Origin of the sequence: Methylomonas subterranea, assembly GCF_024505185.1 — a bacterium.
Lineage (GTDB): Bacteria > Pseudomonadota > Gammaproteobacteria > Methylococcales > Methylomonadaceae > Methylomonas > Methylomonas subterranea.
This window is the reverse complement of record NZ_JANIBJ010000038.1, coordinates 17,573-37,759: the sequence shown is the minus strand read 5'-3', so window position 1 is coordinate 37,759 and position 20,187 is coordinate 17,573. Positions and strand designations below refer to the sequence as shown.

Sequence of the window (20,187 nt, the reverse complement as noted above, 5' to 3'; positions counted from 1 at the left end):
CATAGTCGCGATGCTGGCCTTGCGAATCGCGACTATGCGCCGCTCCTACCATGACTTTCAGAATAATCAATAATGCTATCTGTTTCCACGGCCAAATCATTGGCATTGCTTCGACTGATCCGGTCTCCATCCGATGACTGAAAACCCGGTAAAGGTTTCATTTCCCGCCGCGCCGCTCGCTTTGTCGATCTGTTGTCTGGGGCTGTTCTGCGCATTGGGGCACGCGGGTTCCTTGCCGACGGCCGCGCAGGTTTCGGCGGAATTTTATTCGTTGCAACTGCGGGGCTTGACCTTCGAGGCAGGCGGGCAGCTCGCCGAGGTATTCGTTTACGATGATACCTTCGATGCCGCTGCTTTCGGCGCTATCAGCATCGTCAACGCCAACACCCAACAGACGGTGTTTTCCGCCAGTTACGGCAATTATGGCGGTTTTGAAAGCCCCGGCACTTTTTCCGAAAGCTTTTTATTGCCCTATGCCACGCCGCTGAATATCAGCATCAGCGGGCAGGAGTTCAGCAATATGTCCATCATCTACGGTGACCAAACCGTGGCTTCCGGCGGGACCTTCAACAGCCAGTTTCCCAGTTTTAGTACCAGCCTAACCATCGATAATCCGCTGCCGGTGGCTAATAACGACAGGTACAGCACACTGAAGGATCAGCCGGTGCCTCTGAATTTTCTGGCAAACGATGTCAATGTGGCGCAGCTGGACAGCGTCGCCAACCCGGCGCACGGCAGCTTGAGGCCGGACGGCGGCGGTTTTATCTATACGCCGGCGGCCGGTTTTGTCGGTACCGACAGTTTCAGCTATACCGTCAGCAGCATCGGCGGTTTGCAGGACAGCGCCACGGTCACCATAGTCGTGGCCGACGCCGCTTTGATCGATGCCGCGCCCGACCCGTTGGATACCACCCTGATTGAAGTATTGCGGAATATTTTAACAACCGAATCGGCCTCGCCGGCTCTGCTGGAACGTGTCGAAGGCATTTCCCTGCTGTTGAATCAACCCGGAGGTCGGGATAAGGTCAATCTGGCCTTACAAAATTTAGCGCATGAAGAAACCATTACCCAGGCACTGAGCGGTAGCCGCTTGTCGCGGATACAAGTCAACAATATCAACCAGCGCCTGATCGAATTGCGCGGTGGCGCCACCGGCATCAGTTTGAAAGGGTTGTCGCTACAGGTGGATGGGCAGGCTTTGCCTGCCGCGGCGTTGGCCGGTCTTGCGCCGTATTCGGCCAAGGGCGGAGCGGCCGGAGACGGCGAGTTGTTCGAACGCTTAGGCTTGTTTGTAAATGGTCAGTTCGAAACCGGAGAGCGGGTCAATACCCCGCTGGATCCGGGCTATCGCGCCCGTACTTACGGGGTCAGCGCGGGCGCCGATTATTGGTTGACTCGTCATTTATTGCTGGGGATGTCCGGCGGATACGGTTATACCGGGTCGAAGCTGGATGCCAACGCCAGCCAGTTGGATATCGATGCCTATACCGTATCCGGTTTCGGATCCTACACGATCGGCGACAATACTTTTGTCGATTTTATCGCCAACGGAACCTTCAATGCCTACAAAAGCGCGCGCAAAATTGCGTATGTCGACGCTTTCGGCCCGGTCAACGAACAAGCGAATGCCCGTGTGCAAGGCATGCAGCAGCGCTATAGCTCCACAGTGGGTTACGATTACCCCTGGCAAGGCTGGATATTCGGTTTGCGCGGCCGCGGCGAATATAGCCGGGTCGGCATCGACGCTTACCGCGAACAAGGCGCGGGCGGTTTGAATCTGGCGATTGGCGAACAAACTATCGTGTCGGCGACCAGCGGTTTGGGCGTTATCGTCAATTATGCCTTGAGTACGCCGTTTGGCGTATTGAGCCCGCAAATCAATCTGGAATGGGAGCATGAGTACCAAAAGGATGCGCGGCGGATATTGGCCCATTTTGTCGACGATCAGTCCGGTAGTACCTTCTCGGTGCGATCAGGGAATCCGGATAGAGATTATTTGAATCTACGCAGTTCGTTGTCGGCGACCCTGCCCAACGGCGGTTCGGCGTTCATTCAATACGAGACCGTATTAAGCCTGCGGAACGAAAGTCGCCATGCCTTTAACGCCGGGGTGCGTTTTGCGTTTTAAGTTGGTCGGTATTGGGTTCGCGCCAGCCTGCTTCAGCATAGCTGTTTGGAGTTTTTGCTGTTACGAAACACTAGCGGTTTTTCGGTGCCGGAGAGTGCCAGTTCGCGAGCCGAGGCTATCGCGGCGTCTATCCGGTAGCGATCCGGCGATTTGCCGCAAACGGGATCGGTGCTGTACATGTCGCCGTTGAACAAAAAGGCCTGGCAGCGGCAGCCGCCGAAGTCTTTATGTTTTTCGTCGCAGCTTTTGCAGGGTTCCCGCATCCATTCGGTGCCGCGGAAAAAATTGAAAGTTTTCGAATCGTTCCAGATTTCAGAGATGCTGTAATCCTTGACGTTGGGGCAATCCAGTCCGGGCAGTTCGCGAGCGGAATGGCAGGGTAGCGCGGTACCGTCGGGGGCGATAGTCAAGAAGGTGGTGCCCCAGCCGTTCATGCAAGCCTTGGGCCGGTCTTCGTAAAAATCCGGCACTACGTAATAAATCCTCATCTTGCCGGCGACTTTTTCCTTGTAGGCCTGGGCGATTTTTTCCGCTTCCTCGAATTGTTCCTTGGTCGGCAGCAGGGCGTCGCGATTCAAATGCGCCCAGCCGTAATATTGGGTGTTGGCCAGTTCCAGATAATCGGCGCCGAGGTTTTCGGCCATCTGCAAAATTTCCGGCATTTGGTGAATGTTTTCCCGGTGGATCACCACGCACAACACCATCGGGTAGCCGTGTTTTTTCACCAGACGGGCGACTTGCTGTTTATGTTGGTAAGTGGCGGTGCCGGCAATATGGTCGTTCAGTTCCTGGCTGCTGGCCTGAATGCTGACCTGGATGTGGTCCAGGCCGGCCTGTTTTAGTTCGACGATTTTTTCTTCGGTCAGCCCGTAGCCCGAGGTAATCAGGTTGGAGTAATAACCTAGTTCGCGGGCATAACGCACTAGCTCCACCAAGTCTTGCCGGGTCAAGGGTTCTCCGCCGGAAAAACCCAGTTGCACCGCGCCCATTTTGCGTGCTTCGCTCAAGACCCGCTTCCAGTCTTCTGTGCTCAGTTCGTCGGGGTATTTGGCGTAATCCAAGGGATTCGAGCAATAAGGGCATTGCAGCGGGCACTTGTAACTCAGTTCCGCCAGCAGCCAGCGGGGCGGCGTAGGGTTAGTCTTGTTTGATCCAGCCATTTTGCAGTGCGATGTTCAGAAAGTTGTGGATGTCGTTGCTCAAACCGCTGGTTTCGAATTTGCTTTCCAATGCTTTGACGATTTGTGCCGGCTTATGCGCGCCGTCGCAAAGTTTTAGGATCTCCGCCGAGCTTTGATTCAGTTCCACCATGCCTTCGGGGTAGAGGATCACGTATTTTTGCTGTGCTTCTTCCCATTGCAGGCGGTGCAAAGGCGAGAATTGAATGCTTAGATCGGGATTGATGGTCATGGGTGCTTAATGGCTGGCGAAACAGTGATGTAAATTGGCGGGAAAACGAGAAACCGTGATGGGACCGGACGTATCGTATTGGCTAATAGTGCCGTTTTCATCGACTAGCCAGACTTCCAGGGCGCCCGCTTCCAGAAACAAGGCGACCCGTTCCTGCATGTCTTTTACCGTGTTGGATAGAGACAGAATTTCGACACATAATTCCGGTGCCGAGGAAGCCCAAAGTTCAGCTTGATGGACTTGGGTGTAGTTTTCCGAACCCCAGGCCACATCGGGTACGCGGACACCTTTGCTGGTTTGTATCGCTAGTTCGGTAAAAATTTCCCCACCCAATTGCAGCGATAGTTGTGCCGCAATTTTGCCTTGCAGTCGGCTATGGTTGAACGAAGCGGGCGACATTTCGATATTTCCTTTTTCGTTCAATTCGATTTTATAAGGCAGATTTTTGAGTGAGGGATCCGCCAAAACGTCTTGCCATTGCATGGTTTTACCCCTGGTCAAGGTCTTCGAAGATTTCCGCCATCGGCAGGCTCAGGCTTAAGCTGGTCAGTTGGCAATCGAATTCGCCAACATAATCGTGTAGCAGCCAATCGTTATCGGCGGTACGGCGAAAACATTCGACTCGGCGAGCTTCGATGTCGACGATCAGGAATTCCTGTAACGACGCCAGTTTTCGGTAGGCGGCGAACTTGCTCCCCCTGTCGTAGGCGGCGGTCGAGTCGGACAATACTTCGACGATAAGCGACGGGTTCGAGATAAATTGCTGATTTCCGAAGTCGCTGGGATGGCAGGATACCATCACGTCCGGGTAGAAAAATGCGTCGGCCGCTTCGACGCGCAATTTCATATCGGCAACATAAGGCCGGCAAGGGGTGCCACGCAAACGTTGTTTTAATGCAGCGAAAATATTGCCGGCAACGACGACGTGATCCTGCCTTGCGCCAACCATCGCAAACACTTCGCCGGCGACGAATTCGTGTTTCTCGGCTTGAGAGTCCTCCCAAGCCAAATAGTCTTCGGCGCTGAAATGAAGTCGCTCGGCGGTTTGCATGTTATTGCTCGATATTGAAGTAGGGCGGCATGTTGGCAACATAGGCCAGATACATCGCATCGGCCATGGTCCACAGCACATCCAGTTTGAATTTCAGGATGTCCAGCATGCGCTCTTGTTGTTCGCGGGTCTTGTACCAGTCCAGCGTCAACTCCAGGCCATGTTCGACGTCGCGGCGGGCCTCGGTCAAGCGTTTACGGAAGTAAGCGTAGCCTTCCGGTTCGACCCAAGGATACACATCCGGCCAGTTGTCCAGGCGCTGTTGATGAATCTTTGGTGCGAAAAGTTCCGTCAGCGACGAGCTGGCGGCTTCGTGCCATTCGGCGCGGCGGGCAAAATTGACGTAGGCGTCGACCGCGAAGCGCACACCGGGCAACACGTGTTTCAACGAGGTAATCTCTTCGCGGGTCAAACCGACCGCAATGCCGAGTTGTATCCAGGCTTCTATGCCGCCGGTGTCGCCGGGGTGGCCGTCGTGGTCGAGGATGCGTTGCACCCATTTGGCGCGGGTTTCCCGGTCCGGGCAATTGGCCATGATGTTGGCGTCCTTGATCGGTATCATGACCTGGTAATAAAAGCGGTTGGCGACCCAGCCTTGCAATTGCTGCTTGGTCAGCTTGCCTTCGTTCATCAGCACATGCATCGGGTGATGGATGTGGTAGTACTTTTCCATGCCGCGCAATTTGGCTTCGAATTCGTCGCGGCTCCAGGGTTGATTGTCAGCAGTCATGTAACACCTTTGTTATAAGTCGATTTCCAAACCGTCGTAAGCCACTTCGATGCCGTTGGCAGCCAGGGTTTTACGCTCCGGCGAATCTTCGTCGAGAATCGGGTTGGTGTTATTGATATGAATCAAAATCTTACGAGCGTTGCTCACGCCGTTCAACACCTCGATCATGCCGCCGGGGCCGGATTGCGGCAGATGGCCGATTTCGCGGGCGCGTTTTTGGCTGATGCCTTGAGTGACCATTTCGTCGTCGGTCCAGAAGGTGCCGTCCACCATCAGGCAATCGACCTTCAGCATGGCGCGCAACACGTGAGGTTCGATTTCGCCCAAGCCGGGCGAGTAGTATAGTTTTTTGCCGGTCGAGATTTGCTCGACGATGACGCCGATATTGTCGCCGTCATGCGGATCGTGGCGGTGTGGCGAATAGGGCGGCGCCTTGCTTTTTAAGGCGTGGGCGTAAATCCGAATGTCGTCTATGCCGGGAATCTCGAACGGAGTTTCGTCGCAGGCAATCGGATGGTGATTGACCGTGCAATAGTCTTTCAGCATCGTGAACAGCGGAAAGCCGGTCGTTAAGTCTTGTCGAACCATCTCGGTGCAATACACGTTCAAGGGCTTACCCTCGCGCAGCATCAGCATGCCGGTGGTATGGTCGATTTGACTATCGATTAACAAAACCGCCTTAATGCCGGTATCGCGAATGCCTTCTTTGGGCTGAATCGCTGGAAAGGCTTCCAGTTGGGCACGAATGTCCGGGGAAGTGTTGAACAACAACCAGTTGCGGTTGTCGGTGCTGACGGCAATCGACGACTGGCTGCGGGCCTTGCCGTTGAATTCGCCTCTACGATAACGGCCGCAATTGTTGCAATTGCAGTTCCATTGCGGGAAACCGCCGCCGGCGCCGGCGCCGAGAACTCTAATTTTCATGTTGGATCGGAATTATCAGATAAGTGCCCGCATAATACGGGATTCAAAAACGGCAGGCAAAAAAAAGGGGCAGGAATATGCCCCTTTTTGCGGTCAACCGGATAAATTAACGGTTGTAGATATACATGGTGACTTCAAAACCGAAACGCATGTCGTTGTAAGCAGGTGTTTCCCATTTCATGTGTAATACCCTCCAGAGGTTTGTTGTTGTGAGCTAGCTTGATCAAGAAAGCTGCGCCGAAGTATACGATGAAGTTTTTTTTCGCGCAACCGGGCAGCAAGCTTAAGGCCGAGCCGAATGGCATAAGTTCCCGTGGCTATCCGGCCATTTTGATGGCGATAAGGAACAGCACGATCGCAAAATAGCGTTTCAGACGTTGCGCCGGCAGACGGTGAGCCAATCGCGCGCCGATGGGAGCGGTAAATACGCTGGTTAGCACGATGCCGGCAAAAGCCGGCAGATACAGGTAGCCCAGACTGCCGTTGGGTAAATGATCGTCGCGCCAGCCCAGTATTGCGTAACTGGCGGCGCCCGCCAAGGCAATCGGGATCGCGCAGGCGCTGGAGGTGGCAACGGCTTTTTTCATGATCAGGCCGTTACCGGCTAGATACGGCACGGTCATGGTGCCGCCGCCTATCCCCAGTATCGCCGACAATATGCCTATCAGCAGACTCATGGGGTAATCCAGATAGGTTTTGGCGCTATGAGGCGAAGAAACGGTTTTTGGCGGGCGCAGCAATTGCCCGCAGGTGTAGAGCAGATAGCTTACAAAGAACCAGCGCAGCATATCGGCGTTGAAAAGTTCGGCTAACACCGCGCCGCCGCTGGCGCCCAGCAACATGGTGGGCGCCAGGCGCAACGCCCGGCGGCTGTCTATGTTGCCCAATAGATAATGGCTGCGTACCGAGGCCATGGAGGTAAAAATAGCGGTTGCCAGCGAGGTAGCAACCGCCAACAACATGATTTGCTCGGGATCAAACTGTTGGAGCCGGAACAGCCAGACCAATACAGGTACAATCAAGGCGCCGCCGCCGATGCCGAACAATCCGGCGGCGATGCCGGCAAAAGCGCCCAGCAGCAGGCTGGCAAAAAAAATCTCTGGCATAATCAAAGGCGACCGAATAAGCAAAGCGATATGATAGCGACTCATTTATACTGTGCGTATTAAATTGATGACAAAGGCGAGTCGGGCTTCATGAAAATTTATCTGGTTGGCGGTGCGGTACGGGATCGTTTGCTGGATTACCCGGTGTCGGAACGCGATTGGCTGGTGGTGGGGGCTACCCCGGATATCATGTTGGCCATGGGCTACAAACCGGTAGGCAAGGATTTTCCGGTGTTTCTGCATCCGCAAACCCATGACGAATATGCGCTGGCCCGTACCGAACGCAAAACCGCGCCGGGTTACAAGGGTTTCGATGTGGACGCCAATCCGAGCGTGAGCTTGGAAGAAGACTTGTTGCGCCGCGACTTGACCATCAATGCCATGGCGATGAGCGAAGACGGCGTGCTGGTCGATCCCTTTCAGGGGCAACGGGATTTGCAAAACCGGATTCTGCGGCATGTTTCCCCGGCATTTGGCGAAGATCCTGTGCGCATTCTGCGCGTGGCCCGCTTTGCCGCCCGTTACGCCCATCTGGGGTTTACCGTGGCGGAAGAAACCCGGCTGTTGATGCAATCCATGGTACACAGCGGGGAAGCGGACCACCTGGTTGCCGAACGGGTCTGGGCCGAGCTGCATAAGGCCTTGCGCGAAACCACTCCCGCCGCTTTTTTCCAGACCTTGCGGGCATGCGGTGCCTTGGCGGTGATTTTTCCGGAAATTCACGCGCTGTTCGGCGTACCGCAGCCGGCCAAATATCACCCGGAAATCGACACCGGCGTGCATAGTCTGATGTCGCTTACCATGGCCGCCAGGCTGTCCGCCAAGCCGGAAGTTCGCCTGGCGGCCTTGTTGCACGATTTGGGCAAGGCCGTGACCGATCCGCAAAAATGGCCCAGCCACCACGGCCACGAACGCAAGGGTTTGCCGATACTGGAAGGCTTTTGCCGGCGACTGCGGGTACCCAACGCCTATAAAGCGCTGTGCGCGCGGGTGATGGAATATCACACCCACTGCCATCGGGCCTACGAATTGCGCGGCGATACCCTGGTCGAAATGCTGCAGAGCATGGGCGCCTTCAAGGCCGACAACCAACTGCGGGATTTCTTACTGGCTTGCGAAGCCGATGCCCGCGGTCGGACCGGCTTCGAAGATAACGATTATCCGCAAGCCGATTACATTATGAAAGCCGCGCAAACTGCGTTGGCGGTCGATACCCGGCAGGTCTTGCAAGACAATCTGCGCGGCGCGCAAATCGGCGCGGCGATTCAAAAACTGCGTAGCCAAGCCGTCAACGGTTTAAAACAACAAACTACACTCTTCCCCTCTTGATCCATTTATGTCGCCGGTTCTAATTTCGATTAGCTTGCTGATTTGCAGCAACGTGTTTATGACCTTCGCCTGGTATGCCCATCTGCGAGAACTCAATCACAAACACTGGATGTTGGCGGCCCTGCTGAGTTGGGGATTGGCTTTTTTCGAGTATCTGCTGCAGGTGCCGGCCAATCGCATCGGTCATACCGCTTTGAATGTCGGCCAATTGAAAATCATGCAGGAAGCGATTGCGCTCAGCGTGTTCGTGCCGTTTTCGGTCTACTATCTGAAAGAGCCGCTAAAACTGGACTACCTGTGGGCCGGGGCCTGCTTGCTGGGGGCGGTTTATTTTATGTTCAGATCAAAATGGGCCTGAGCATGCAAACACCAATCGGAAGGTCTTTATGTTGAGTTATCGCCACGGCTTTCATGCCGGCAATTTTGCCGACGTGTTGAAGCACAGCCTGCTGACCTTGGCGATAAGCGCCTTGAAACAGAAGGACAAACCGTTCGTTTATATCGATACCCATGCCGGCGCCGGCAAATATTCGTTCAAAGCGGAATTTGCCCAAAAAACCGGCGAATACCAGCAAGGCATAGGCCGCATCTGGACGGCCGCGCAACCGCCGGAGGAAATCAGGGACTATCTGGCGGCGGTGCGGGCCGAAAATACCGGCAAACAACTGGTGCGCTATCCGGGCTCGCCGCAATTGGTCAGGCGCTTGGTACGGAGTCAGGACAGATTGCAACTGTCGGAACTTCACGGCAGCGATTTCGAATCCTTGCATCAGTTGTTCGCCGGCGACCGGCAGGTCAGTCTGGCCAAGGAAGACGGCCTGGAGCGCCTGAGCAAGAAGCTGCCGCCGATTCAAAAGCGCGGGTTGATATTGATCGACCCCAGTTACGAAGTGAAATCCGATTACAACCGGGTGGTGGAGGCCTTGCAAAGCGCGCACAGGCATTTCGCCACCGGTGTCTATGCCCTGTGGTATCCCATTATCGAGCGTGCCGTTACCGACAGAATGTTGCAACGTCTGCGGGCCACCGGCATTCCCAAGCAACTGCGCGTGGAACATTGCGTTACCGCCGATGGCGCGCTGCGGGGCATGACCGGTTCTGGTATGCTGTTCATCAATCCGCCGTGGCAGTTGCCGGCGCAAGCCGAGAGCTTGCTGCCGTGGTTGAACCGGGTGTTGACGGATGGGCAAGGGACTTGGGAAGTGGACTGGTTGGTGCCTGAAGTGGTTTGAATCGGGATGTCGCGGGAAAGGACATGATTAAAAAACACGCTGATTTGATTTTTGTGGCCTTGTTGTCCCTGGCGTTGGTGTTTTATGACCTGACATTGGAACTGCTCACGGAAATCGCGCATTTTTTCATCGAGTTGTTATTTGAGTCGTTCGAGTGGTTTGAACTCGGCATCGAACACCTGATAGAGCATCTGTTTCATACGGAACACCACGCCAGCCAAATCGCCACGTTTTATATTTTGCTGCTGTTCGGCGGCTGGGTATCTTATAAATTGTGGAAGGCCTTGCCGCGTCTTTATCAGTTTTTTAAGCGGCGCCTTCTGGAAACCTGGGTGCGCCGAAAAACCGAATGGGAACTCTATTGGCTTACATTGACCTTACCTTACAAAATCGCCTTGCTTGCCACCGCACTGGGCGTTGCCTATCTGGCTTCGTTTTTTGTTATGTAAGCCGTAACCGTTTAATCAATTTTTAGAGCCGTCATGCCTTTAACCGAACAAGTCAAACAATCCATTCTCGCCGCCAACAGCCTGCTGCCGCAGGATATAGACCGGGTCATGTCCACCTTGCTCAGCGCCCCCGTCGACGCGGCCGATATTTACTTTCAATCCAGCCATTTCGAATCCTGGTCCCTGGAGGGCGGTATCGTCAAGGAAGGCAGTCATTCCATAGAACATGGCGCCGGCGTGCGGGTAGTCAGCGGCGACAAAACCGGCTTTGCCTACAGCGACCGCATCGAATTGCCGATTCTGCTGGAAGCCGCCAACAACGTCAAAGCCATTGTCAGGCAGGGTCAGCAGGCCCGGCACAGGATTCAAACCGCCGATAGCTGGCCGCAACTTTACCGGCCGCTGAATCCATTGAGTTCCTTGGCCGATCAGGACAAAATCGACCTGTTGAAGCGGGTGGATGCGGAAACCCGTAAATTGGACAGCCGTATCGAAGAAGTCATGGTCAGTCTGGTGGCGGCTTACGATAATGTGCTGGTGGCCAATCAGGACGGATCATTGGTGGCCGACGTAAGGCCGCTGGTACGGATGAACGTCAGCGTCATCATGGTGGAAAACGGCCGCCGCGAACAAGGCAGCATGGGCGGCGGCGGCCGCAGCGATTACAGTTACTTTCTGGAAGGCGACCGGGCCATGGATTTCGCCCGCGAAGCGGTGCGGCAGGCGCAGGTCAATCTGCAAGCGGAAGAGGCGCCGGCCGGCAATATGACGGTCGTGTTGGGGCCTGGCTGGCCGGGTATTTTATTGCACGAAGCCATCGGTCACGGACTGGAAGGCGATTTCAACCGCAAGGGCACCTCGGCGTTCAGCGGCCGGGTCGGCGAACGGGTGGCTTCCGATTTATGCACCGTGGTCGACGACGGCACTCTGCCGGATCGGCGCGGCTCCCTGAGCATAGACGACGAAGGCACGCCCACCGAAAATACCGTGTTGATCGAAAACGGTATTTTGAAAGGCTATATGCAGGACAAACTGAATGCTCGCTTGATGGGCGTCAGACCCACCGGCAACGGCCGCCGCGAGTCTTATGCGCATTTGCCGATGCCGCGCATGACCAATACCTACATGTTGCCGGGCCAAAGCGATCCCGAAGAGATTATCCGCTCGGTCAAAAAAGGCCTGTATGCGCGCAATTTCGGTGGCGGCCAGGTGGATATCACCTCCGGCAAATTCGTCTTTTCCGCCAGCGAGGCCTATTTGATCGAAAACGGTAAAATCACCCGGCCGGTCAAGGGCGCCACTCTGATAGGCAACGGTCCGGACGTGTTGACCAAAGTCTCCATGGTCGGCAACGACATGCAACTGGACAGCGGTGTCGGCACCTGCGGCAAGGAAGGGCAGAGCGTGCCGGTCGGCGTCGGCCAGCCCACCTTGAAAATCGACGGCATGACCGTCGGCGGTACCAGTCTGTAATCGAGTTAAAGAGAAAAATTGTGCAAAATCAGGATGAAATCCAGCGTTTAAAACATGTGGTCCGGCAGTTGTTGGACGAGGCCAAACAGCAAGGAGCCAGTGCGGCGGAGGCGGCTTTCAGCGTCGATAACGGTTTGTCGGTATCGGCCCGCTTGGGGGATGTGGAAACCATCGAATATCACTGCGATCAAGGCATAGGCGTTACCGTTTATTTTGGTCAACAAAAAGGTTCGGCCAGTACCAACGACGTATCAACCGACTCGTTGAGGGAAACCGTCAAGGCCGCTTGCAGTATCGCCCGTTACGCCAGTGCCGACGAATACGCCGGCTTGCCCGATCCTGAATTATTGGCCACCGAATTTCCCGATCTGGATTTGTTTCATCCCTGGGACATCGACGCCGAACAGGCCATCGCATTGGCCGTCGAATGCGAAAACGCCGCCCGCGGTTTCGACAAAGCCATCAGCAACTCGGAGGGCGCCACCGTCAACAGCCACCAAGGCACCCGGGTATTCGGCAATTCCCTGGGCTTTTTGCAGGGTTATCAATCCAGCCGCCATTCCATCAGCTGTTCGGTGCTGGCCGGCAGCGGCGACAACATGCAGCGCGATTATTGGTACAGCGTGGCGCGCAATCCGGCCTTGTTGGAAGCCGCCGGTCTGGTCGGCGAAAAAGCCGCGCAACGCACCGTGGCCCGCTTGAACGCGCGCAGTCTGAGTACCCGGCAATGCCCGGTGCTGTTTGCACCGGAAATGGCTTCCGGTTTGATCGGATCCTTATTGGGCGCCATCAGCGGCAGCAGTTTGTACCGCAAATCCTCGTTTTTGCTCGATAGTCTGGATACGCAAATTCTGCCGGATTTTGTGCGTATCCACGAACAGCCTTTATTGGTCGGCGGCATGGGCAGCGCCAGTTACGATGCGGAAGGGGTGGCGACGCGGGCCAGGGATATCGTCAGCGAAGGCATTTTGCGCAGTTACATACTCAGCACCTATTCCGCCCGCAAATTAGGCATGCAAACCACCGGCAATGCCGGCGGGGTGCATAACTTGATCGTCGAGACAGGCGAGCGCGATTTTGCCGGCATGCTGAAATTGCTGGACACCGGATTGCTGGTCACGGAGTTGATGGGGCAGGGCGTGAACCGGGTCACCGGCGATTATTCGCGCGGCGCCTCCGGTTTTTGGGTGGAAAACGGCGAGATTCAGTATCCGGTGCAGGAAATCACCATCGCCGGCAACCTGAAAACCATGCTGCGTAATATTGTGGCAATAGGCAACGATGTGGATTTACGCGGCAATATTCGGGTAGGCTCCATTTTATTGGAGCAGATGGCGATTGCGGGTGAATAAGTCGTTCGCCGATGACGGCGGGTTTCGTTGTTAAGGGTCTGCAAATGATGGCCGCCGGGAGCAACAATGAGCAACGAATTTTTGCTTGATTCGGTCGAACTGGTTCAGGTGGATGTAAAAGACCTGAAAATCGGCATGTTTGTCTCCAAACTGGATAGACCCTGGCTGGAGACCAATTTCTGGTTTCAGGGCTTCGAATTAAAAAACCAGGCCGATATCGATGCGGTGCAAAAGCAGTGCAAGCATGTTTTTATCGATGTCGCCAAACAAACCCGCGTACCGCAATACGTGGCCAGAAGTACGGGCTACACGCCCGACTTTCTGGAAAAAGTCCAGCCGCCCGCCAAGGGCTCTTCTTTCCGGCGGGAGATCGGCAAGGCCGAAATCATCTATCAGAAAACCAGTGGGCTGGTGAAGAGCTTCATGGAGGAGGTTAAATCCGGTCGCCCCATTAACGCTTTAGCCGCCAAAAAAGCCGTGGCCTACTGCGTCGATAGCGTGCTGAACGCGCCTGATGCCTTGATGTTGATGACGCAATTGAAAAATCGCGACGAATACACGGCTCAGCACAGCATGAACGTCTGCATTTTTTCGATTGCACTGGGTCGTCAGATCAATCTGCCGGTTGAGGAACTGAATCATGTCGGTTTATGCGGCATGATGCACGATATGGGCAAAATGCTGGTGCCGCTGGAAGTTCTGAATAAACCGGGCCGGCTGACGCCGGAAGAGTTGGCCGTGATGCAAACGCATACCGCCAAGGGCTGGAAGATTTTACTGGCGACTCACGGCATGTATCCGGGCGCGGTGGATGTGGCCTTTACCCATCACGAGCGTCTGGACGGCAAGGGCTATCCGCGGAAGTTGGAAGCCGAACAAATCACGCCCTATACCCGTATCGTGGCGATTGCCGACGCCTATGACGCCATTAGTAGCGATAGGGTTTACAAAAAGGGCCAATCGCATCTGGACTCAATCAAAATTCTTACCGATGCCTCGTCGGATGGTCATCTCGATCCCGGTTTGACCATGAAATTCATCGAGTGCTTGGGGATTTATCCGGCCGGCAGTCTGGTGGAACTCAACAGCGGCGAAATCGCCATGGTGATAGAAGTCAATCCCAAGGCCAAGCTCAAGCCGAAGATTTTGATGCTGCGCGACGCGCAAAAACAGCCCTGCCAGGAATTCGTGGTCGATTTGGCCTTGGCCTCCGCCAATTTCGGCGGACAGCCGTTAAGGATTTCCACGGTATTGCGCCCTGATGAGTGCGGCATTGATTTGCTCAAATACTATCAAAGCGGCTTGTTGCAAAACGGCTGGAAACAGGCCGAGCCTTGAGGCTTGTTAGCGTCCCCCTTACAAGGACCTCCTGACGACCATGAAACCGGCGCGTCGCTCCCACCATGACTTTCAGAGTAACCCAAGTCTATTGCTTATGTCGTTTTTTGCAGTCGGGCGGCATGATTTTCGGCAACTTGAGTTCAAACTGCCGCGTCCACCGCATCATCGGTTTTATACATGCTGGGTCATTAAATAAGGTCATTTAACAGCAGTTCCACGATTCGTTAAGGTAGGCCGCGATTTCATCTACCCCGGAGACAATAATGAATCGCGTGACCCAATCTTGTGCAGCCCTATTGTTGGCTTCGTTTGAAGCCTTGGCTGACGGTAATTCTAATTTCGATGTATTAGCCAACCTCGATACCGGACCGGGCAATGTCACGGCCACCGCCAACGGCCGGATCATCATGAGCCAACACCAGTTTTATCAACCGCAATACACGGTGGTGGAGTACAAGGATCAAGCCTTGCTGCCTTTTCCGAACAGGGAAATGTCCGCGGCCGATTCGACTGCGACTATCAAACTCGACTCGGTGCTGGGCATCCGCTCCGATAACAACGGTATTGTCTGGATGCTGGACAACGGCATGCGTAGCGGGGTAACGCCCAAATTGGTCGGTTGGAATACCAAAACCAACAAACTCCAACGCTTGATTTATTTACCCGCGCCTATCGCGCCGAAAGATGCGTTCGTCAACGACTTTGCCTTGGATGCCCAGCACAACTATGCCTTCATCAGCGATCCGGCCGGCGGCGCGAATGCCGCCTTGATCGTGGTCAACTTGTCGACCGGCGCGGCGCGGCGGGTGTTGGAAGGACATCGCAGTGTGGTGCCGGAAAACGTCGATTTAGTCATCGACAATGTGCCGATTCAGGTGAAAACCCCATCCGGCGAATTGGTGAAACCGCATATTGGCGTAAATCCGATTACCGAGGATTTAGCCAACGAATGGGTGTATTTCGGGCCGATGCATGGCCTCGGCCTTTACCGGATTAAAGCGGCGGATTTGATCAACGAGTCCTTAACGCCGCAAGAACTTGCCCGGAAGGTTGAACGCTACAGCGACAAACCGATCTCGGACGGTATCAGCATTGACCAGAACAACAATATCTACCTAGGCGACTTAGCCAATAATGCGATTGGCGTGATAGCGCCCAACCGACAATATCGGCAATTGGCGCAATGCCCGCGGCTGTCATGGGTCGACTCCTTTAGTTTTGGCGCTAACGGCCAACTGTATGCCGTGGTTAATCGTTTGCATCGCTCCGCTACGCTGAACGGCGGCGACGATCAATCCAAACCGCCTTATTTCCTATTGAAGGTCAAAGCCTTGGCCGCCGGCCTACCAGGACGTTAAAGCCGTATTTCACTTGCGTCAATGTTCCGGCCTATGATGTTGATTTGCTCGCGCAACCAAGCGTGGGCCGGATCTTTTTCCCATAAGGGATGCCAGATCATCGCCAAATCGTAGTCCGGCAAACTGACCGGCACCGGCAAAACTTGCAGTGGCAGCAGTTTTTGAAACGCTATAGCCAAGCGATAGGGTAAGGACAAAATCATATTGGACTGGGCAACGATCAAGGGTGCCGACAAAAAATGCGGCACGATGAAATTAATCCGTCGCTCCAGGCCCAACTCCAGCAATTTCTCGTCTATCACGCCCAATTTATCGCCGGTTCTTGAGATCAGCATGTGCGTCGCCGCCAAATACTCTTCCAACGACGGCGCCGCTTTGATCGTAGGGTGATCCTGCCTGACCACGCAAGCCATGCGATCCATGAATAAGTGTTCGCAGTGCAAATGTGCGGGCGGATTCAGTACCGAGGCAAAACCCAATACCACATCCAGGCTGCCGTTTTCCAACTGCGTCAGAGGAAAGGCGGACTCTGTCCGTTTGACATGGATATCCACGCCAGGAGCGGACTGTTCGATTAATTCCGATAATTCGGGCAAGATTAAAAGCTCCATGTAATCGGTCGCGGCGATGGTGAAACGGCGCTGACTGGATGCCGGATCGAAGGCTTGGGGCGCCTCCAGCAAGCGTTCCATCTCCTGTAACAGACTGCGCACCGGCTCCACCAAGGCCAGCGCCAGCGCGCTTGGCTGCATGCCGACGGGCGATTTGACCAGTACCGGATCGTTCAGTTGCTGGCGCAAGCGATGCAAGGTATGGCTCATCGCCGACTGCGTCACGAACATGCATTCCGCCGCGCGGGTGACATTGCGCTCCCGCATCAAAATATCGAAAGCCAGCAACAGGTTTAAGTCGAAGGTGCGTAGATTGGCCATCCGGATGTTCCTCAATGAATTCTAAGGGTATGGTTGAAAATAACTTCCCGCAATCCGGGTGCATCGTTCCCATGCTTCGCTCTCATCGTTATACACAAGCCACTCGAACAGCGGCGAAGCCATCAAAACCCCTCTCCTGTTGGAGAGGGTAGGGTGAGGAGAGTCAAAATAAAGCATTTTGGTGATTCAAATTCTCCTCACCCCCGCCCTCTCCATCAGGAGAGGGAGCTAAACGTCACCACAATGAGGCGTGGTGAGGCATGAATAGGGTTACCCCATCCAAATCGAAATGTGTATAACGACGAGCGCCGAGCATGGGAATCATCAGTGAAATTGGCTGCATACTAAACAAGAATCGATGCTGGCCGGCATGAACAATCTTGATGATGGCGGATGAAATTTCACCATTTCACGGTTCAACCCATTCCCCCTAACTTATTACGCGAGCGTGTCGACCAGCCAATAGGGTTTTACTCCCCCAAGGGTAGCTTTCGGTTGGCGACACGCCCAGTTTCGATGGCAATAGCCGTCATTCACTATAAGACTTTACGGGGGAACCGCACATGTCCGCACAAATTCCAATTTCAACGTTTAACCCCTACCGGGGCGAGAAAGCCCGGCTGGTCAGAGCTTACGATTATCTGATCCTGGTCCTGGCCCTATTCTTGTTCATCGGCTCGTTTCATCTACATTTTGCCCTGACCGTCGGCGACTGGGATTTCTGGGTTGATTGGAAAGACCGGCAGTGGTGGCCATTGGTCACACCCTTAATCGGCATTACCTTTCCCGCCGCCGTGCAAGCGGTGTTGTGGGATAAATTCCGCTTACCGTTGGGCGCCACGCTCTGCGTAGCGGCCTTATTGCTAGGTACCTGGGTCACCCGGGTATTTGCCTATCATTACTGGAATTATTTCCCCATCAACATGGTGTTGCCGGCCACCATGGTGCCCGGTGCATTGGTATTGGATACCTTGTTGATGCTGACCAACAGCCTTACCATCACCTCCATTTTCGGCGGCGCGGCGTTTGCCTTGTTGTTCTATCCCACCAATTGGCCGATCTTCGGCATGTTCCACCAAGCGGTCGAATACCACAACAGCCAGTTGACTGTCGCCGATTTATTCGGCTTCCAATACATCCGCACCGGCATGCCGGAATACCTGCGCATCATCGAGCGCGGTACTTTGCGAACCTACGGCCAGTACGCCACACCATTGGCGGCATTTTGTTCGGCACTGTTATGTTCATTGATGTATCCGCTGTGGTGGTACATCGGTAAATGGTTCGCCGATACCCGTTATCTGAAAAGCATTTAAGGAGACCAGCCATGAAAGTACTTTTTAAACCTTGGCTGTTGGCATTGCTTTGCTTGAACGTGTTGTCGGTGTTGACAGTACCCACCGCTCAGGCCCATGGCGAAAAAGCCTTGGAGCCGTTCATTCGGATGCGCACCATACAGTGGTACGACGTGCAGTGGTCCACGCAAAAATTCAACGTCAACGAGGAAGTCAGTGTCAGCGGCAAGTTTCATGTTGCCGAAGACTGGCCGATCAGTGTGCCGAAACCGGAAGCCAGCTTCTTGAATATCTCCACGCCGGGACCCGTGCTGATTCGTACCGAGCGCTACCTAAACGGTAAACCTTGGACCAATTCAGTGTCCCTGGAGCCTGGTGGTGACTACGAGTTCAAAGTGGTCTTGAAAGGCCGTTTGCCTGGGCGTTATCACATTCACCCGTTTTTTAATTTAAAAGACGCGGGACAGGTGATGGGCCCAGGGGTGTGGTTGGACATTGGCGGCGATCCCGGCGACTTCCGCAATACGCTTAAAACCATTAACGGCGAAGTGATCGACATGGAGAGCTTCGGCTTTGCCAACGGCGTATTCTGGCACCTGTTCTGGGGGGTGTTGGCTGCCGGTTGGTTGTTGTGGTGGGTGCGTCGTCCCTTGTTCATCAGCCGTTACCGCATGCTGGATGCCGGTTTGGAACAGGAGTTGATCACCGCTCAGGACAAATTCATCGCTAAAGCCGTGTTAGTGGGGGTGCCGGTATTGGTATTGGCGCTGAATGCCGTCACTGCCAACCGTTACCCGGACGCTATTCCGTTACAAGCGGGACTGGATCGGATTTTGCCTTTGCCGGCTCAAGTCAATGCCGGAACGGTCAATGTGGACGCCATCAAAGCGGAATACAACGTAGCGCAACGTGCCATGCTGTTACAGGTGAGTGTCGACAATCGCAGCCAAGGAGCGGTCAGAATCGGCGAGTTTTCCAGCTCCAACGTGCATTTCATGAACGCCGAATTGGCCGATGTGGGCCACATGCCCGGCAAGGATGACGTCAGCAACAACGGCCTGAGCCTGGATAACAACACGCCTATAGCACCCGGCGAACAACGCACCGTCACCATCGAAGTGCGCGATGCGGCCTGGGAGTCGGAAAAGCTGGATGGGCTGATCAAGGACGCGGACAGCCGTATCGGCGGTTTGCTGTTCCTTTACGACGACGTGATGGGAAAGCGCTATATCTCCAGTATTTCCGCGGCCGTCATTCCCAAATTCAATTAATTCAGGAGCAAACATCATGGCTACCACGACAGAACACGTGAGCTTAAGCAGCGAAAACCCTAAATCATTGCCTTGGTATTTGATCGACTTACCCAAATATTTAAAGGGCTTTGGCATATTGACCGTGATCTATGTCGGTTTACGACTGTATCAGGGTGCTTTTGCCATAGAACACGGTTTGGATTCCACGGAACCTGCGTTCGAGCAATACTGGATGCGGCTGTTTTATATCGAACTAGCGATTATCGCGGCCGTCGCAGGCGGTTTTTGGGGGTATTTATGGACCACGCGCGACCGGAATCTGGAGCAACTGGCGCCCAAGGAGGAAATTCGCCGCTATTTCACCTTGACCATGTGGATCAGCATTTACACCTTCGCCGTGTATTGGGCGGGCAGTTATTTTGCCGAACAGGATAACTCCTGGCATCAGGTGGCGATTCGCGATACGCCGTTTACCGCTAATCACATCATCGAGTTTTATTTCAACTTCCCGCTGTACGTGATCCTGGGCGGCTGTGCCTGGCTGTACGCCAGAACCCGCTTGCCCTTGTATGCCAAAGGCATCTCGTTGCCGTTGACCTTGGCGGTATTCGGACCGTTCATGATTTTGGTCAGCGTCGGTTTCAACGAGTGGGGACATACCTTCTGGTTTAGAGAGGAATTCTTCGCCGCGCCGATTCATTGGGGTTTTGTGATCGGTGTGTGGTTTGCGTTGGGCGTGGGCGGCATCCTGCTGCAAGGGGTTACCCGGCTGATCGAATTATTGGATCGGATTCCAGATGCCGAATAACTCTGTCCTCATATAA

At 54.5% G+C, this 20,187-nt stretch carries 21 protein-coding genes; 12 read left to right on the top strand and 9 right to left on the bottom strand.

The features are described from left to right. Positions 1 to 133: 133 nt before the first annotated feature. On the top strand, positions 134 to 2,128 hold the full coding sequence (locus NP590_RS17070) for an autotransporter family protein (RefSeq protein WP_256603855.1): 1,995 nt from the start codon (positions 134 to 136) through the stop codon (positions 2,126 to 2,128). A gap of 32 nt (positions 2,129 to 2,160) precedes the next feature. On the opposite strand, the gene pqqE is transcribed toward NP590_RS17070, so the two are convergent. The 8 genes from pqqE to NP590_RS17030 form a co-directional block, all read right to left on the bottom strand. Further along, positions 2,161 to 3,288: a pyrroloquinoline quinone biosynthesis protein PqqE gene (gene pqqE, locus NP590_RS17065; protein ID WP_256603854.1), complete on the bottom strand. Its 1,128-nt coding sequence runs from the start codon at positions 3,286 to 3,288 to the stop codon at positions 2,161 to 2,163. Continuing rightward, entirely contained in the window at positions 3,266 to 3,538 is a 273-nt protein-coding gene (gene pqqD, locus NP590_RS17060; RefSeq protein ID WP_256603853.1) for a pyrroloquinoline quinone biosynthesis peptide chaperone PqqD, read from the bottom strand. Before pqqD ends, pqqE begins: the two co-directional genes overlap by 23 nt. A gap of 6 nt (positions 3,539 to 3,544) precedes the next feature. Continuing rightward, on the bottom strand, positions 3,545 to 4,021 hold the full coding sequence (locus NP590_RS17055; RefSeq protein WP_256603852.1) for a Uma2 family endonuclease: 477 nt from the start codon (positions 4,019 to 4,021) through the stop codon (positions 3,545 to 3,547). Between the two features lie 4 nt (positions 4,022 to 4,025). Continuing rightward, positions 4,026 to 4,589 carry a Uma2 family endonuclease gene (locus NP590_RS17050; RefSeq protein WP_256603851.1) on the bottom strand — a complete coding sequence of 188 codons (564 nt, stop codon included), beginning with the start codon at positions 4,587 to 4,589 and terminating at the stop codon, positions 4,026 to 4,028. A 1-nt stretch (position 4,590) separates the two neighbouring features. After that, complete coding sequence (pqqC, locus tag NP590_RS17045) at positions 4,591 to 5,319, bottom strand: pyrroloquinoline-quinone synthase PqqC (protein ID WP_256603850.1); 729 nt, start codon at positions 5,317 to 5,319, stop codon at positions 4,591 to 4,593. 12 nt (positions 5,320 to 5,331) lie between these two features. Further along, a complete protein-coding gene (pqqB, locus tag NP590_RS17040; protein WP_256603849.1) occupies positions 5,332 to 6,243 on the bottom strand; it encodes a pyrroloquinoline quinone biosynthesis protein PqqB in 912 nt (303 codons plus the stop codon). A gap of 106 nt (positions 6,244 to 6,349) precedes the next feature. Continuing rightward, positions 6,350 to 6,424, bottom strand: a complete 75-nt coding sequence (gene pqqA, locus NP590_RS17035) for a pyrroloquinoline quinone precursor peptide PqqA (RefSeq protein WP_054760176.1) — start codon at positions 6,422 to 6,424, stop codon at positions 6,350 to 6,352. Positions 6,425 to 6,560: 136 nt separating this feature from the next. Beyond that, the gene (locus NP590_RS17030; RefSeq protein WP_256603848.1) at positions 6,561 to 7,349 is read right to left on the bottom strand and encodes a sulfite exporter TauE/SafE family protein; all 789 of its coding nucleotides are present in this window, start codon (positions 7,347 to 7,349) and stop codon (positions 6,561 to 6,563) included. Positions 7,350 to 7,439: 90 nt separating this feature from the next. Here NP590_RS17030 and NP590_RS17025 point away from each other — a divergent pair, with 90 nt between their 5' ends. The 8 genes from NP590_RS17025 (at position 7,440) to NP590_RS16990 (ending at position 15,883) form a co-directional block, all read left to right on the top strand. Beyond that, positions 7,440 to 8,678, top strand: coding sequence for a multifunctional CCA addition/repair protein (locus NP590_RS17025; RefSeq protein ID WP_256603847.1), 1,239 nt, complete (start codon positions 7,440 to 7,442; stop codon positions 8,676 to 8,678). A 7-nt stretch (positions 8,679 to 8,685) separates the two neighbouring features. Beyond that, positions 8,686 to 9,036, top strand: a complete 351-nt coding sequence (locus tag NP590_RS17020; RefSeq protein ID WP_256603846.1) for a DMT family protein — start codon at positions 8,686 to 8,688, stop codon at positions 9,034 to 9,036. A gap of 28 nt (positions 9,037 to 9,064) precedes the next feature. Next, positions 9,065 to 9,910 (top strand): 23S rRNA (adenine(2030)-N(6))-methyltransferase RlmJ, encoded by an 846-nt coding sequence (locus NP590_RS17015; RefSeq protein WP_256603845.1) that lies wholly within the window; start codon positions 9,065 to 9,067, stop codon positions 9,908 to 9,910. Between the two features lie 23 nt (positions 9,911 to 9,933). Then, a complete protein-coding gene (locus tag NP590_RS17010; protein WP_256603844.1) occupies positions 9,934 to 10,359 on the top strand; it encodes a hypothetical protein in 426 nt (141 codons plus the stop codon). 33 nt (positions 10,360 to 10,392) lie between these two features. After that, positions 10,393 to 11,832, top strand: a complete 1,440-nt coding sequence (gene tldD, locus NP590_RS17005; protein ID WP_256603843.1) for a metalloprotease TldD — start codon at positions 10,393 to 10,395, stop codon at positions 11,830 to 11,832. A gap of 20 nt (positions 11,833 to 11,852) precedes the next feature. After that, positions 11,853 to 13,184, top strand: coding sequence for a metalloprotease PmbA (gene pmbA / locus NP590_RS17000; protein ID WP_256603842.1), 1,332 nt, complete (start codon positions 11,853 to 11,855; stop codon positions 13,182 to 13,184). A gap of 66 nt (positions 13,185 to 13,250) precedes the next feature. After that, positions 13,251 to 14,522, top strand: coding sequence for a cyclic di-GMP phosphodiesterase (locus tag NP590_RS16995; protein ID WP_256603841.1), 1,272 nt, complete (start codon positions 13,251 to 13,253; stop codon positions 14,520 to 14,522). Between the two features lie 266 nt (positions 14,523 to 14,788). Further along, on the top strand, positions 14,789 to 15,883 hold the full coding sequence (locus NP590_RS16990; protein ID WP_256603840.1) for an L-dopachrome tautomerase-related protein: 1,095 nt from the start codon (positions 14,789 to 14,791) through the stop codon (positions 15,881 to 15,883). Here NP590_RS16990 and NP590_RS16985 read toward each other — a convergent pair. Continuing rightward, a complete protein-coding gene (locus NP590_RS16985) occupies positions 15,880 to 16,815 on the bottom strand; it encodes a LysR family transcriptional regulator (protein ID WP_256603839.1) in 936 nt (311 codons plus the stop codon). The genes NP590_RS16990 and NP590_RS16985 overlap by 4 nt on opposite strands. A 563-nt stretch (positions 16,816 to 17,378) precedes the next feature. Here NP590_RS16985 and amoA point away from each other — a divergent pair. The 3 genes from amoA to amoC are packed head-to-tail and all read left to right on the top strand — an operon-like array spanning position 17,379 to position 20,171. Next, complete coding sequence (gene amoA, locus NP590_RS16980) at positions 17,379 to 18,131, top strand: bacterial ammonia monooxygenase, subunit AmoA (RefSeq protein WP_256603838.1); 753 nt, start codon at positions 17,379 to 17,381, stop codon at positions 18,129 to 18,131. 11 nt (positions 18,132 to 18,142) lie between these two features. Further along, entirely contained in the window at positions 18,143 to 19,381 is a 1,239-nt protein-coding gene (gene amoB / locus NP590_RS16975; RefSeq protein ID WP_256603837.1) for a bacterial ammonia monooxygenase, subunit AmoB, read from the top strand. Between the two features lie 16 nt (positions 19,382 to 19,397). Further along, on the top strand, positions 19,398 to 20,171 hold the full coding sequence (amoC, locus tag NP590_RS16970; RefSeq protein ID WP_256603836.1) for a bacterial ammonia monooxygenase, subunit AmoC: 774 nt from the start codon (positions 19,398 to 19,400) through the stop codon (positions 20,169 to 20,171). Positions 20,172 to 20,187 lie beyond the last annotated feature (16 nt).